Origin of the sequence: Streptococcus sp. 2154 (genome assembly GCF_013277255.1) — a bacterium.
GTDB classification, from domain to species: domain Bacteria; phylum Bacillota; class Bacilli; order Lactobacillales; family Streptococcaceae; genus Streptococcus; species Streptococcus pseudopneumoniae.
In genome coordinates this window covers 1-12,654 of record NZ_VMMK01000062.1, presented here as the reverse complement: position 1 = coordinate 12,654, position 12,654 = coordinate 1, and the positions used below count along the sequence as shown (strand labels likewise).

Sequence of the window (12,654 nt, the reverse complement as noted above, 5' to 3'; positions counted from 1 at the left end):
TTTTGTGTTAAAATGAATGGTATGAAAGCTAAAAAAATGTGGATGGCAGGTCTGGCTCTGCTTGGTATTGGGAGCCTTGCCCTTGCTACGAAAAAAGTTGCAGATGACCATAAGCTCAGGAAGACTCAGGAAGAGTTGACAGCGATTGTGCGAGACCATTTTTCAGACATGGGAGAAATTGCGACCCTCTATGTTCAAGTTTACGAAAGCGGTCTAGAGAGCTTGGTTGGTGGCGTGATTTTTGAGGATGGGCGTCATTATACCTTTGTCTATGAAAATGAAGACCTAGTCTATGAGGAGGAAGTCTTATGATACAACCAGCAAGTTTAGAAGAATTAGCATCCTTAGTAGAAAAAGATGGCAAGAAGGTCTTTCTTTTTGTGGCGGACTGGTGTGGCGATTGTCGTTATATCTATCCTGCCTTGCCAGAAATTGAGGAGACCAATCCAGAGTTCACCTTTATTCGTGTGGACCGAGACCAGTATATGGATTTGGCTAAACTCTGGGATGTTTATGGAATTCCTAGCCTTGTTGTTCTAGAAAAGGACAAGGAAATTGGTCGTTTTGTTAATCGCGACCGTAAAAGTAAGCAACAAATTAACGACTTTTTAGCAGGACTGAAATAGGAGAAAAAGAAAACAATGATTTTTACATACAACAAAGAACATGTCGGTGATGTCCTTATGGTCATCGTGAAAAATAGCGGAGATGCCAAACTGGATGTAGAACGCAAAGGCAAGGTAGCCCGTGTTTTTCTCAAAGATAATGGGGAAACAGTGGCTTGGAATATTTTTGAAGTTTCAAGTTTATTTGAAATTGCAGAGTTCGGTCAAGTCTTTTTATCAGATGAACAGGTCGCTCGTTTGAACCAAGAATTGCAGGCGGAAGGTTTTAAAGAAGAAATTGTCAATGACAAGGAACCTAAGTTTGTTGTTGGTGAAATTGTCGAGATGGTAGTCCATCCTGATAGTGACCACCTCAACATCTGCCAAGTTGCAGTCGCAAGTGATAAGATCGTGCAAATCGTTGCAGGGGCTCCCAATGCGCGTGTGGGGTTGAAAACCATTGTCGCTCTTCCTGGAGCTATGATGCCCAAAGGCAATCTTATTTTCCCAGGCGAACTTCGTGGTGAAAAGAGTTTTGGAATGATGTGCAGTCCTCGTGAATTGAATCTGCCAAATGCTCCACAAAAACGTGGTATTATTGAATTATCAGAAGACCAAGTTGTCGGAACACCATTCGACCCAGCTAAACACTGGACTGCCTAAGAAGTTGTTAATATCTGATAGACCAGATAGAAGGAAATAAGATGGCAAAAAATGTAGTGATTACAGGAGCGACATCAGGTATTGGTGAAGCAATTGCGCGTGCTTATCTGGAGCAGGGTGAGAATGTCGTTCTAACTGGACGACGGACAGACAGATTAGAAACTCTTAAGTCGGAGTTTGCAGCAATCTATCCAAATCAAAATGTCTGGACCTTTCCACTAGACGTGACGAATATGACCATGGTGAAGACTGTCTGCTCCGATATTCTAGAAACGATAGGTCAGATTGATATATTGGTCAATAACGCTGGACTAGCTCTTGGCTTGGCACCCTATCAGGACTATGAAGAGTTGGATATGTTGACCATGCTGGATACCAATGTCAAAGGTTTAATGGCAGTCACTCGCTCTTTCTTGCCAGCAATGGTAAAAGCCAATCAAGGACATATCATCAATATGGGGTCAACCGCAGGAATTTATGCCTATGCTGGTGCCGCTGTTTACTCAGCTACCAAGGCTGCGGTTAAGACCTTTTCGGATGGACTGCGAATTGATACCATCGCAACGGATATCAAGGTGACGACCATTCAGCCTGGAATTGTTGAAACAGATTTTTCTACAGTGCGTTTTCACGGTGATAAAGAACGAGCTGCGACGGTTTATCAGGGAATCGAAGCCTTGCAGGCACCAGACATCGCAGACACAGTAGTCTATGTGACCAGTCAACCTCGTCGTGTTCAGATTACAGATATGACCATTATGGCCAATCAACAGGCGACAGGTTTCATGGTTCATAAAAAATAAAAAATTTTCTCGAAAAGTTACAAATTTCTGTAACTTTTTTGATTTCCTACGAATAGATAAGTAGGAGGAAGAAAATATGTATAATAAAGTTATCATGATTGGGCGTTTAACGTCTACACCGGAATTGCACAAAACCAACAATGACAAGTCAGTAGCGCGAACAACTATCGCTGTAAATCGTCGTTACAAAGACCAAAACGGGGAACGCGAAGCTGATTTTGTCAATATGGTCCTTTGGGGCAGACTAGCAGAAACTTTGGCAAGCTACGCAACCAAAGGAAGTCTCATTTCAGTGGATGGGGAATTACGTACTCGTCGTTTTGAGAAAAATGGTCAGATGAATTATGTGACTGAAGTACTTGTTACAGGATTCCAACTCTTGGAAAGTCGTGCCCAACGTGCTATGCGAGAAAATAACGCAGGGCAGGATTTGGCAGATTTGGTTTTGGAAGAGGAAGAATTGCCATTTTAATACTCTTCGAAAATCTCTTCAAACCACGTTAGCTTTATCCACAACCTCAAAGCAATGCTTTGAGCAGCCTGCGGCTAGCTTCCTAGTTTGCTCTTTGATTTTCATTGAGTATAAACATTAAAAAGTCTGAGTTGGTCTCAGGCTTTTTATCTTGAGAAAGTCAGACTTTTTTCTTGACTATTTCTGACCAAGTGATACAATAGAACTATGAATTAGCACTCAGATATAAAGAGTGCTAATACTATCTATCTCATTATGGAGGAAAACAGATGTTGAAACCATTAGGAGACCGTGTGGTCTTGAAAATCGAAGAAAAAGAACAAACTGTTGGAGGCTTTGTCCTTGCAGGCTCAGCCCAAGAAAAAACAAAAACAGCCCAAGTTGTAGCTACTGGACAAGGTGTTCGTACCTTGAACGGTGACTTGGTAGCTCCAAGCGTTAAGCCTGGAGACCGTGTCTTAGTTGAAGCCCACGCAGGTCTTGATGTCAAAGATGGCGATGAAAAGTACATCATCGTAGGCGAAGCTAACATCTTGGCAATCATTGAAGAATAGAAGGAGAAAGTAAGTATGTCAAAAGAAATTAAATTTTCATCAGATGCTCGTTCAGCTATGGTTCGTGGTGTCGATATCCTTGCAGACACTGTTAAAGTAACCTTGGGACCAAAAGGTCGTAACGTTGTGTTGGAAAAATCATTTGGTTCACCACTCATCACCAATGACGGTGTGACTATTGCCAAAGAAATTGAATTAGAAGACCATTTTGAAAATATGGGTGCCAAATTGGTATCAGAAGTAGCTTCAAAAACCAATGATATCGCAGGTGATGGAACTACAACTGCAACTGTTTTGACCCAAGCAATCGTTCGCGAAGGAATCAAAAACGTCACTGCTGGAGCAAATCCAATCGGTATTCGTCGTGGGATTGAAACAGCAGTTGTCGCAGCAGTTGAAGCTTTGAAAAACAACGCCATCCCTGTTGCCAATAAAGAAGCTATCGCTCAAGTTGCAGCCGTATCTTCTCGTTCTGAAAAAGTTGGTGAGTACATCTCTGAAGCAATGGAAAAAGTTGGCAAAGACGGTGTCATCACCATCGAAGAGTCACGTGGTATGGAAACAGAGCTTGAAGTCGTAGAAGGAATGCAGTTTGACCGTGGTTACCTTTCACAGTACATGGTGACAGATAGCGAAAAAATGGTGGCTGACCTTGAAAATCCGTACATTTTGATTACAGACAAGAAAATTTCCAATATCCAAGAAATCTTGCCACTTTTGGAAAGCATTCTCCAAAGCAATCGTCCACTCTTGATTATTGCGGATGATGTGGATGGTGAGGCTCTTCCAACTCTTGTTTTGAACAAGATTCGTGGAACCTTCAACGTAGTAGCAGTCAAGGCACCTGGTTTTGGTGACCGTCGCAAAGCCATGCTTGAAGATATCGCCATCTTAACAGGCGGAACAGTTATCACAGAAGACCTTGGTCTTGAGTTGAAAGATGCGACAATTGAAGCTCTTGGTCAAGCAGCGAGAGTGACCGTGGACAAAGATAGCACGGTTATTGTAGAAGGTGCAGGAAATCCTGAAGCGATTTCTCACCGTGTTGCGGTTATCAAGTCTCAAATCGAAACTACAACTTCTGAATTTGACCGTGAAAAATTGCAAGAACGCTTGGCCAAATTGTCAGGTGGTGTAGCGGTTATTAAGGTCGGAGCCGCAACTGAAACTGAGTTGAAAGAAATGAAACTCCGCATTGAAGATGCCCTCAACGCTACTCGTGCAGCTGTTGAAGAAGGTATTGTTGCAGGTGGTGGAACAGCTCTTGCCAATGTGATTCCAGCTGTTGCTACCTTGGAATTGACAGGAGATGAAGCAACAGGACGTAATATTGTTCTCCGTGCTTTGGAAGAACCCGTTCGTCAAATTGCTCACAATGCAGGATTTGAAGGATCTATCGTTATCGATCGTTTGAAAAATGCTGAGCTTGGTATAGGATTCAACGCAGCAACTGGCGAGTGGGTTAACATGATTGATCAAGGTATCATTGATCCAGTTAAAGTGAGTCGTTCAGCCCTACAAAATGCAGCATCTGTAGCCAGCTTGATTTTGACAACAGAAGCAGTCGTAGCCAATAAACCAGAACCAGTAGCCCCAGCTCCAGCAATGGATCCAAGCATGATGGGCGGGATGATGTAAGCTTTCTATAAAAAACACAAAAGGAGGGAATGACTAACCCTTCTTTTTATAATATTCACTTCTAAATTGATTTGAGCTCTCCTAACTTATATGATAAAATAAGACTAGAAAAAGGAGAAGAACATGATCGATGTAGAAGAAATTCTGTGCAAGATGCCCCCCAATCAGAAGATTAATTATGACCGTGTCATGCAGAAAATGGTACAAGCATGGGAGAAAAATGAGCAGCGGCCAACCATTCTCGTGCATGTTTGCTGTGCCCCTTGTAGTACCTATACACTAGAATATTTGACCAAGTATGCAGATGTGACCATCTATTTTGCCAATTCTAATATCCATCCCAAGGTAGAATACCATAAGCGGGTCTATGTCATCAAGAAATTTGTTAGTGATTTTAATGAGCGGACAGGAAATACGGTTCAGTACCTAGAAGCTCCCTACGAACCCAATGAATACCGAAAACTAGTTAGGGGACTAGAGGAGGAGCCCGAAGGTGGCGACCGTTGCAAGGTTTGTTTTGACTACCGACTGGATAAAACAGCGCAAGTGGCTATGGAATTGGGCTTTGACTACTTTGGTTCAGCCTTGACCATCAGTCCTCATAAGAATTCTCAAACCATCAACAGCATCGGAATCGATGTGCAAAAAATTTACACGACCCACTATCTTCCCAACGATTTCAAGAAAAATCAAGGCTACAAACGTTCAGTAGAGATGTGTGAGGAGTATGATATCTATCGTCAATGTTATTGTGGCTGCGTCTATGCAGCCCAAGCCCAGAATATTGACCTGGTTCAAGTTAAGAAGGACGCTACAGCATTCTTGTTGGATAAGGATGTTGAGAAAGACTATTCTCATATCAAATTTATAGTAGATTGAAACTAGAATAGTACACCTTTACTTCTAAAACATTGTTAGAAATCGATTTGACTGTCCTTATTTCATTTTACTATACTATTACGAAATTAGATATATAAATGAAAACTTGCCTCAAGGTAGGTTTTTTGCTAGTAGAAAAGCGATAGACAGAAATTGTTGGACTCTTAAAAAAATGAAGTTTTGCTCAAAAGAGCTTCTTAAATTAAAACGAGCAATTATCAGTTCAAATCTGTTTCAAAAGAAGAACGGATAAATTAATCGATGCTTTGTTTTTGAGTTAGGAAGTTAAGCATGCCAAACTGAGTCGTAGGAATAAATTTCTTTATAGAAATGTGTTACAACTTTGCTGTAACGGAATATTCCTTTTTTGCATTTATACAACTTATTTAACACTATCTTTATTCTTGTGATATAATGTCAAATTATAGAGTGGAGGGCATTTAAAATGATTGATAAAGTAATTGAACAATATAAAAGTCATGATAATCTTGATATTCGAGTAGAATTGCATAAGAAGTATTCAAAAAATAAATTGGGATTTAATAATTGGATATTTTCTAACTACCAAATCACTGATGAAGTAAAGGTTCTAGAATTAGGATGTGGTACAGGAGAACTGTGGAAAAGCAATAGTGATTCTATAGATAAAATGAAGCAGTTGATTGTTACAGATTTTTCTAAAGATATGGTAAAATCAACGAAGTCAGTGATTGGAAATAGAGACAATGTCAACTATGAGATAATGGATATTCAAAAGATTTCTTTTGAGAATGAAACTTTTGATATTGTTATTGCTAATATGCTTCTACATCATGTGAATGATATTCCTAAAGCTCTCTCTGAAGTGAATAGGGTCTTAAAAACCGAAGGCATTTTTTACTGTGCTACATTTGGTGAAAATGGAGTTGTAAATTATTTGGCAAATTTATTTAAAGATGAGGTTAATCAAGATTTAGAAAATAAAACGTTTACTTTACAAAATGGTAAAAGGTACCTGAGTAGGTGTTTTAACTCTGTCGATACATTACTCTATGATGATGAGTTACAGGTAACTAGTATAGATGACCTAGTTAAATACATCCAATCGTTTAAAGGAATTTCAGAAATAGGTTCACTAGAAGAGGAAATAATTCGTAAAAGATTGGAAAGTGAGTTTAATAATGGTATGTTGATCATTCCTAAAGAATATGGTATGTTTATCGCTCGAAAAGAAAGTTAAGGGAATGAAAGTGTGAAAAATTACGGAGAAGCTTTTCGATATTTTAGAAAATTAAACGGATATTCTTTAGAGTATGCTGCAGCTGATTCTATATCAAAATCTCAACTTTCTAGATTTGAAAGGGGAGAAAATGAAATTTCTCTTTCAACGTTTTTTGAATTATTATCAAATATCAATGTTTCGATAGAGAATTTTTGTAATTACCTAGAACATTATAAAAGATCGGAGCGTGATGATTTTTTGGTTAATTTATCTCCGAACTTTTATAGTTTGAATACTAAAGGGTTGGAGGAAATAAAAAATGAGCAACAAAAACTTTTTGAGAAGAGTGGGGAAAAACTCATAAAATAAATACAATTATGGTTCAGGGATTATTAAATCAGATAGATTGTAATCATGTAGTTAGTAGAGATGATCTAAATTTAGTGTATGACTATTTATTCCAGAAGGAACGATGGGAGTCCTATGAGATAACGCTGATTGGTAATTTATATCATCTTTTTGAAATAGATTATATTTACATGGTCGGAAAAGAAATACTAGAGCGTACACATTATTACGAAAAAATCGGCAAGAATAGAAATTTAGTTGTGTCAGCTTGTTTAAATTTTTGGTTCTGTTGCCTTGAAAATTCACATCTAATATATGCAGACTACTTTGAAATGAAATTAAAAAAATTATTAAAAGATGACTATTAAAAGATGACACAAAAGTTTTTGAAAAATCTACATTCAAATTTGTAAAAGGATATAAAATATATCTGACTGAATCTAAAGAATCTGGAATTAAACAAATGAACGATGTCATAAAATATTTTGAGTTTATTGAATCTAAAAGTATTGCTTTATATTTTCAAAAACGATTAAATGAGCTGGTAGATTAAATACCATTTTCTCTGTCGAGATATTGTTTTTAAAATGTTGTACCAAGTGATTGATGCTATGTGGAAATAAAAAAATACGAAGTTGACCTGTATTTTTTATACTAATCATCTTCGTATTTTTTGTATTAAACGATATAAGTTTGTTGTAAACTTACAAGGAACAGAGACATTAAAAAATAACAGTATATCTATTTGTTTTATATATTTTACGAATTCTGCATAAATCTCTTTCTAGTAAGGTGTTGTAACTCTGCTATAATGGATTTATTCCTTTTTGTTTTTACACAATTTATTTTATACTACCAAAAAAACAAGGTCAGGATTTTGTTCCTGACCTTTGACAACTTTACCGATTCTTTAGTTCTACATAGCGCTTGTACCAAATGTTTACATAGGCTTCTGAGAAAGGACCACGTCCATTGTTAATCCAATCAACAAGAATTTTGACATGTTCTTTTAAAATATAGTCCAAATCATCAGAATAATTCATTTTGCGTTTGTGACGCTCGTACTCTTCAACGTCCAAGAGACGTTTTTCCCCATCTGTAAAAATTTTAACATCCAAATCGTAATCAATATACTTCAGTGCTTCTTCATCCAGATAGTAGGGGCTAGCCATATTGCAATAGTAAGAAGTTCCATTATCACGAATCATGGCAATGATATTAAACCAATATTTCTTGTGAAAGTAAACAATAGCCGGTTCTCGAGTGACCCAACGACGACCATCACTTTCGGTAACAAGTGTATGATCGTTGACACCAATAATGGCGTTTTCTGTTGTTTTTAGTACCATGGTGTCCCGCCAAGTTCGGTGGAGACTCCCATCATGCTTATAACTTTGAATTGTAATAAAGTCGCCTTCTTTTGGAAGCTTCATAACTAACCAACTTTCTACAATTTATAAGTTTATCATTTACTATTGTACCATAAAATTACCTAAAATCTGTGAATTTCACTTGGAAATATTAAAGATATTCTCTAAGAGCGCTTGCTATATCCGAAAAATCGTAGCCCTTTCGTGCTAAAACTTGAGTTAAACGCTGCTTCAGTTCGTATCCTTCATACTTTCGAGCATACTTAGTATATTGCTTATCAAGTTCCTTGAAGATGAGTTCTTGAGTCGTTTCTTGGTCAATTTGGCTATCTAAGTCGTCAAAGGCAATTTTAGCATCAGAATAAGAGAAGCCCTTGTTAGTCAAGCTCTGGATAATCTTATCTTGCAGGGCACGAGCTGGAAGTTTTCCCTCATATTTTTTCAATAGTTTATTAGCTACACGTTGAGCAACTTCAGAAAAATCAAATTCTTTCAAGTTCTCTTCTATAGTAGATTTTGAAATCCCTTTTTGAGCTAGTTTCTGAGTCAGCACATAAGGACCCTTGTCTCCTGACAGTTGATTAGCATTGATGCTAGCATAAGCGTATTGGCTATCATTGATCCACTTATCTTCTTTAAGATTAGCAATGACTTGAGAAACGATGTTTTCATCAATATCGTATTTTTTTAGATATTCTCTGACCTCTTTTTCAGTGCGTGCTTTAAAGGATAAATGGTAGAGAGCCAGATTCTTACCATAAGAAAATTGAGCAAAGTCCTGAATCTCTTTCAATTCCTCTTGGCTTATCACCTTATCTCTCGATAACATAAAACGAACAATTGTGTCTTCGGTGATATAGCATTTGTCGCCATTATCAAGCTCCATCAGATAGAGTCTTTTTTTCTTTTCAAGTTTTGTGATTTTCATAATTTCCTTTCATCTAAATGCTTCGAAAGCTGCAACAAGTCGGAGTTTATCCATATCTACATATTCTCTACCGTAATAGTCGAGAAATAATTCAGCATACGTAGCATCTTGTAGGTTGTAATGAAGGGACCAAATTGCCCAAAAGAGGTCGATATGTCGGTCACTAAAACCAGCCAATCCCAAGTCAATAAAGCAAGAAAAATGCGAGGCATCCTTCAAGATGAAATTTGGCAGGCAGGCATCTCCATGAATAAAAGCATCAGCTTTGAGAAGGTGACCTTTCTCTTGTATTAGTTGGTAAGCTTCTTCACGACTGTGAATATGAAATTGAGGCAGAAGAGTCTTGTTATAAAAAGTCCCCTTCTGATAGTTGTTTAAGGCTTTTTCTTTATAACGCTTCAGATGATTTTCCGACGGAAAAGATTGTGGTTTAAGACTGTGAAGTTTGTTTAATGCTTGAGCTAGGGTTTGACAGAGTTTTTCGGGTTGATTTAAAAAATCGAGAGCATTTCTGCCAATGGCTTCTTTGGTCAGAAGGAAGTCCTTTTTTGCTGATAAATAGGTAATCACTGGAGTTCCCAATCCTTCAGTTTCGAACCAATTTGCAATCTTAGCTTCTTGAGCTAATCTGCCTTTTTGATCTATTTTTAAATAGTAACCTGAATCTATATATAGGACAGTTGCACTTGAATGAGAAGAACTATCAGAGAGATTAGCTCCCTTGATATAGCTTCGTAATTGTTCAGGGAAATCTAGTATACTAAAGCGAGGTGTTTTTGAATTCATGCTTTTATTGTAACATATTCTTAAATATCTTAGAAACTCCATGGTATAATAGACCTATGAATCTAAAAATAAAACAAAAAATACCATTAAAAATCAAGCGCATGGGAATTAATGGTGAGGGAATCGGCTTTTACCAAAAAACATTAGTCTTTGTACCCGGTGCTCTCAAAGGCGAAGATATCTATTGTCAGATTACTTCTATTAAACGTAACTTTGTTGAAGCGAAATTATTAAAGGTCAACAAAAAGTCTAAATTCCGCGTTGTGCCAGCTTGTACTATTTATAATGAGTGCGGAGGCTGCCAAATCATGCACCTGCATTATGATAAGCAGCTGGAGTTCAAGACGGACTTGCTTCATCAAGCGCTGAAAAAATTTGCTCCTGCAGGATATGAAAACTATGAAATTCGTCCAACTATTGGAATGCAGGAACCAAAATATTACCGAGCTAAGTTACAATTTCAGACTCGAAAATTTAAGAATCAGGTCAAGGCGGGCTTATATGCACAAAACTCTCACTATTTAGTAGAGTTGAAAGACTGCCTGGTACAAGACAGGGAAACCCAAGTGATTGCTAATCGTCTAGCGGAATTACTTACTTATCACCAGATTCCAATCACAGATGAGAGAAAAGTTCTAGGTGTTAGGACTATTATGGTCCGACGAGCAAGAAAGACTGGACAGGTTCAGATTATTATTGTTACAAATCGTCAGCTTAATTTAACCCAACTAGTAAAAGATTTAGTTAAAGATTTCCCAGAAGTTGTGACAGTAGCTGTGAATACAAATACAGCTAAAACCAGTGAGATTTATGGTGAAAAGACAGAGATTATCTGGGGACAAGAGAGTATTCAAGAAGGTGTACTCGATTATGAATTTTCACTATCTCCTCGAGCTTTCTATCAACTAAATCCTGAACAAACAGAAGTTCTTTATAACGAGGCGGTAAAAGCCTTGGATGTTAATAAAGAAGACCATTTGATTGACGCTTATTGTGGAGTTGGAACAATTGGATTTGCCTTTGCAAAGAAAGTTAAAACACTCAGAGGTATGGATATTATTCCAGAAGCCATTGAAGATGCCAAGCGAAATGCTAAAAGAATGGGATTTGACAATACTCATTATGAAGCTGGAACGGCAGAAGAGATTATTCCTCGTTGGTACAAGGAAGGCTACCGAGCAGATGCTTTGATTGTTGACCCACCACGTACAGGTCTGGATGATAAGTTATTAGATACTATTCTTACTTATGTACCAGAAAAAATGGTCTATATTTCTTGTAATGTTTCGACCTTGGCTCGTGATTTGGTACGCTTAGTAGAAGTCTATGATCTTCATTATATCCAGTCGGTCGATATGTTCCCACATACAGCTCGAACGGAAGCAGTTGTAAAATTAATTAAAAAATTTTAAAAAAGTAGTGTCAATCGAAAGTGATGATGCCCCAAAAAATGGTGAGATTGAGGGCAATTATTTTGCTTTCATTTGACACGAGGAACCCTTGAAGCTGTTTTTTCAGCTAAACCAAGGCTAGTCTTAGCCTTGGCTCTCCAGCCTCACAGCTCCAAGCCTCTTATCAAATGAAATGCTTGTCTTAGACTCCTTACTTTCTCTCTCCTAAATGTAAGGGATAGAGTGATTTCCTTTAAGGAACAGCTTCCCATTTAGCGAGAAATAGATTATACTTGTAGCTGAGGAGAATGAAGCTCCTCACTAGTAAACTCTTCATAATCCTTTTTATTTTTCTGAAGATATTGTTTGAAAGATGTGAGTTTCCACGGATGGGTTTGTGGAGGGACATACTTGCGTCTTTCTTTTTTTGTTCTGGTTCTGATTCAAAGTTTTTCGAATAGAGTTCATGAACTAGTAGCTCCTTTGTGTGATAGATCTTGTCAGCGATATTGAGGTAGATGTCACCGTCAACTTCTTTTATAACGAATGCTTTTGTCTTTCTGCTGAAGTAGACTTCTTTTCCTTGTTCAACAGGGATATGGCAACGATTTTGGAATCGGATATGGTGTCCACTATCGACGACTCTCTCCGCCAGTCTAGCTAGAATGAGATTTCGTTCAGAGGGCTTAGGAGCCACCTCGAAGACAGAGAGTTTTGTCTTGTTTCCAAACTGTTCATTAAAGGTTTGAATGTAGGAAAGAAGGAAAGTATTGGCTTCTTCCGAGGTATGAATATTGTTTCGTTCCAGTTCAATAGGCAGGCGAGATTGTAGTGCCTGATTGAGTCTTTCGACTCTCCCTTTAGTTTGAGGGATAGCGGTTGTCTCAAGGAGAATCCCCAGTTGGTGACAGGCGTATCCAAACTGTGTATGGGTATCGTCCTCCATTTTCTTAGAGTTGGAGGCTTGATAGGTAAAGACCGTTCTCTTATCTGTTTTAATTTGAAGGGGAATACCG

16 protein-coding genes and 1 pseudogene are annotated in these 12,654 nt (G+C 37.9%); 13 read left to right on the top strand and 4 right to left on the bottom strand.

Annotated elements, in window-relative coordinates; genetic code table 11:
* Positions 1–12: 12 nt before the first annotated feature.
* The 12 genes from HT693_RS10100 to HT693_RS10045 all read left to right on the top strand — a co-directional run bounded on the left by HT693_RS10100 (position 13) and on the right by HT693_RS10045 (position 7,716).
* Positions 13–312: a DUF4651 domain-containing protein gene (locus HT693_RS10100; RefSeq protein ID WP_007284809.1), complete on the top strand. Its 300-nt coding sequence runs from the start codon at positions 13–15 to the stop codon at positions 310–312.
* Positions 309–626 carry a thioredoxin family protein gene (locus HT693_RS10095; RefSeq protein ID WP_000615777.1) on the top strand — a complete coding sequence of 106 codons (318 nt, stop codon included), beginning with the start codon at positions 309–311 and terminating at the stop codon, positions 624–626. Before HT693_RS10100 ends, HT693_RS10095 begins: the two co-directional genes overlap by 4 nt.
* Positions 627–641: 15 nt before the next feature.
* Positions 642–1,268 (top strand): YtpR family tRNA-binding protein, encoded by a 627-nt coding sequence (ytpR, locus tag HT693_RS10090; protein WP_050285085.1) that lies wholly within the window; start codon positions 642–644, stop codon positions 1,266–1,268.
* Positions 1,269–1,309: 41 nt separating this feature from the next.
* Complete coding sequence (locus tag HT693_RS10085; protein ID WP_023940335.1) at positions 1,310–2,071, top strand: SDR family NAD(P)-dependent oxidoreductase; 762 nt, start codon at positions 1,310–1,312, stop codon at positions 2,069–2,071.
* A gap of 76 nt (positions 2,072–2,147) precedes the next feature.
* The gene (locus HT693_RS10080) at positions 2,148–2,543 is read left to right on the top strand and encodes a single-stranded DNA-binding protein (RefSeq protein WP_050285086.1); all 396 of its coding nucleotides are present in this window, start codon (positions 2,148–2,150) and stop codon (positions 2,541–2,543) included.
* A gap of 269 nt (positions 2,544–2,812) precedes the next feature.
* Positions 2,813–3,097, top strand: coding sequence for a co-chaperone GroES (gene groES / locus HT693_RS10075; RefSeq protein ID WP_000917328.1), 285 nt, complete (start codon positions 2,813–2,815; stop codon positions 3,095–3,097).
* A 15-nt stretch (positions 3,098–3,112) separates the two neighbouring features.
* Positions 3,113–4,735 (top strand): chaperonin GroEL, encoded by a 1,623-nt coding sequence (groL, locus tag HT693_RS10070; protein ID WP_000031590.1) that lies wholly within the window; start codon positions 3,113–3,115, stop codon positions 4,733–4,735.
* Between the two features lie 123 nt (positions 4,736–4,858).
* Complete coding sequence (locus tag HT693_RS10065; RefSeq protein ID WP_172925149.1) at positions 4,859–5,614, top strand: epoxyqueuosine reductase QueH; 756 nt, start codon at positions 4,859–4,861, stop codon at positions 5,612–5,614.
* 445 nt (positions 5,615–6,059) lie between these two features.
* A complete protein-coding gene (locus HT693_RS10060) occupies positions 6,060–6,833 on the top strand; it encodes a class I SAM-dependent methyltransferase (RefSeq protein ID WP_000566044.1) in 774 nt (257 codons plus the stop codon).
* A 12-nt stretch (positions 6,834–6,845) separates the two neighbouring features.
* Positions 6,846–7,184: a helix-turn-helix transcriptional regulator gene (locus tag HT693_RS10055; RefSeq protein ID WP_007284801.1), complete on the top strand. Its 339-nt coding sequence runs from the start codon at positions 6,846–6,848 to the stop codon at positions 7,182–7,184.
* A gap of 8 nt (positions 7,185–7,192) precedes the next feature.
* Positions 7,193–7,531: a hypothetical protein gene (locus HT693_RS10050; RefSeq protein ID WP_033607083.1), complete on the top strand. Its 339-nt coding sequence runs from the start codon at positions 7,193–7,195 to the stop codon at positions 7,529–7,531.
* A gap of 56 nt (positions 7,532–7,587) precedes the next feature.
* A complete protein-coding gene (locus HT693_RS10045) occupies positions 7,588–7,716 on the top strand; it encodes a hypothetical protein (RefSeq protein WP_303620870.1) in 129 nt (42 codons plus the stop codon).
* 346 nt (positions 7,717–8,062) lie between these two features.
* Here the strand turns inward: HT693_RS10045 and HT693_RS10040 are convergent, their stop codons facing one another.
* From HT693_RS10040 to HT693_RS10030, 3 genes are all read right to left on the bottom strand, one after another.
* Positions 8,063–8,596, bottom strand: a complete 534-nt coding sequence (locus HT693_RS10040; RefSeq protein ID WP_000775321.1) for a DUF402 domain-containing protein — start codon at positions 8,594–8,596, stop codon at positions 8,063–8,065.
* Between the two features lie 88 nt (positions 8,597–8,684).
* On the bottom strand, positions 8,685–9,461 hold the full coding sequence (gene recX / locus HT693_RS10035) for a recombination regulator RecX (protein WP_000705109.1): 777 nt from the start codon (positions 9,459–9,461) through the stop codon (positions 8,685–8,687).
* A 9-nt stretch (positions 9,462–9,470) separates the two neighbouring features.
* Positions 9,471–10,247 carry an aminoglycoside 3'-phosphotransferase gene (locus tag HT693_RS10030; protein WP_138704793.1) on the bottom strand — a complete coding sequence of 259 codons (777 nt, stop codon included), beginning with the start codon at positions 10,245–10,247 and terminating at the stop codon, positions 9,471–9,473.
* A gap of 56 nt (positions 10,248–10,303) precedes the next feature.
* On the opposite strand from HT693_RS10030, the gene rlmD reads away from it, so the two are divergent.
* The gene (rlmD, locus tag HT693_RS10025) at positions 10,304–11,659 is read left to right on the top strand and encodes a 23S rRNA (uracil(1939)-C(5))-methyltransferase RlmD (RefSeq protein ID WP_138704789.1); all 1,356 of its coding nucleotides are present in this window, start codon (positions 10,304–10,306) and stop codon (positions 11,657–11,659) included.
* Positions 11,660–11,925: 266 nt separating this feature from the next.
* On the opposite strand, the pseudogene HT693_RS10020 reads toward rlmD, so the two are convergent.
* Positions 11,926–12,654, bottom strand: a pseudogene (locus tag HT693_RS10020) (ISNCY family transposase); the annotation flags it as partial.

Excerpts from the sequence above, each read along its gene's own strand:
- HT693_RS10080 (WP_050285086.1), top strand. The coding sequence starts at position 2,148 with ATGTATAATAAAGTTATCATGATTGGGCGTTTAACGTCTACACCGGAA.
- rlmD (WP_138704789.1), top strand. The coding sequence starts at position 10,304 with ATGAATCTAAAAATAAAACAAAAAATACCATTAAAAATCAAGCGCATG.
- HT693_RS10100 (WP_007284809.1), top strand. The coding sequence starts at position 13 with ATGAATGGTATGAAAGCTAAAAAAATGTGGATGGCAGGTCTGGCTCTG.
- HT693_RS10065 (WP_172925149.1), top strand. The coding sequence starts at position 4,859 with ATGATCGATGTAGAAGAAATTCTGTGCAAGATGCCCCCCAATCAGAAG.
- HT693_RS10085 (WP_023940335.1), top strand. The coding sequence starts at position 1,310 with ATGGCAAAAAATGTAGTGATTACAGGAGCGACATCAGGTATTGGTGAA.
- HT693_RS10040 (WP_000775321.1), bottom strand. The coding sequence starts at position 8,596 with ATGAAGCTTCCAAAAGAAGGCGACTTTATTACAATTCAAAGTTATAAG.
- HT693_RS10095 (WP_000615777.1), top strand. The coding sequence starts at position 309 with ATGATACAACCAGCAAGTTTAGAAGAATTAGCATCCTTAGTAGAAAAA.
- groL (WP_000031590.1), top strand. The coding sequence starts at position 3,113 with ATGTCAAAAGAAATTAAATTTTCATCAGATGCTCGTTCAGCTATGGTT.
- recX (WP_000705109.1), bottom strand. The coding sequence starts at position 9,461 with ATGAAAATCACAAAACTTGAAAAGAAAAAAAGACTCTATCTGATGGAG.
- HT693_RS10060 (WP_000566044.1), top strand. The coding sequence starts at position 6,060 with ATGATTGATAAAGTAATTGAACAATATAAAAGTCATGATAATCTTGAT.
- HT693_RS10050 (WP_033607083.1), top strand. The coding sequence starts at position 7,193 with ATGGTTCAGGGATTATTAAATCAGATAGATTGTAATCATGTAGTTAGT.
- HT693_RS10030 (WP_138704793.1), bottom strand. The coding sequence starts at position 10,247 with ATGAATTCAAAAACACCTCGCTTTAGTATACTAGATTTCCCTGAACAA.
- groES (WP_000917328.1), top strand. The coding sequence starts at position 2,813 with ATGTTGAAACCATTAGGAGACCGTGTGGTCTTGAAAATCGAAGAAAAA.
- ytpR (WP_050285085.1), top strand. The coding sequence starts at position 642 with ATGATTTTTACATACAACAAAGAACATGTCGGTGATGTCCTTATGGTC.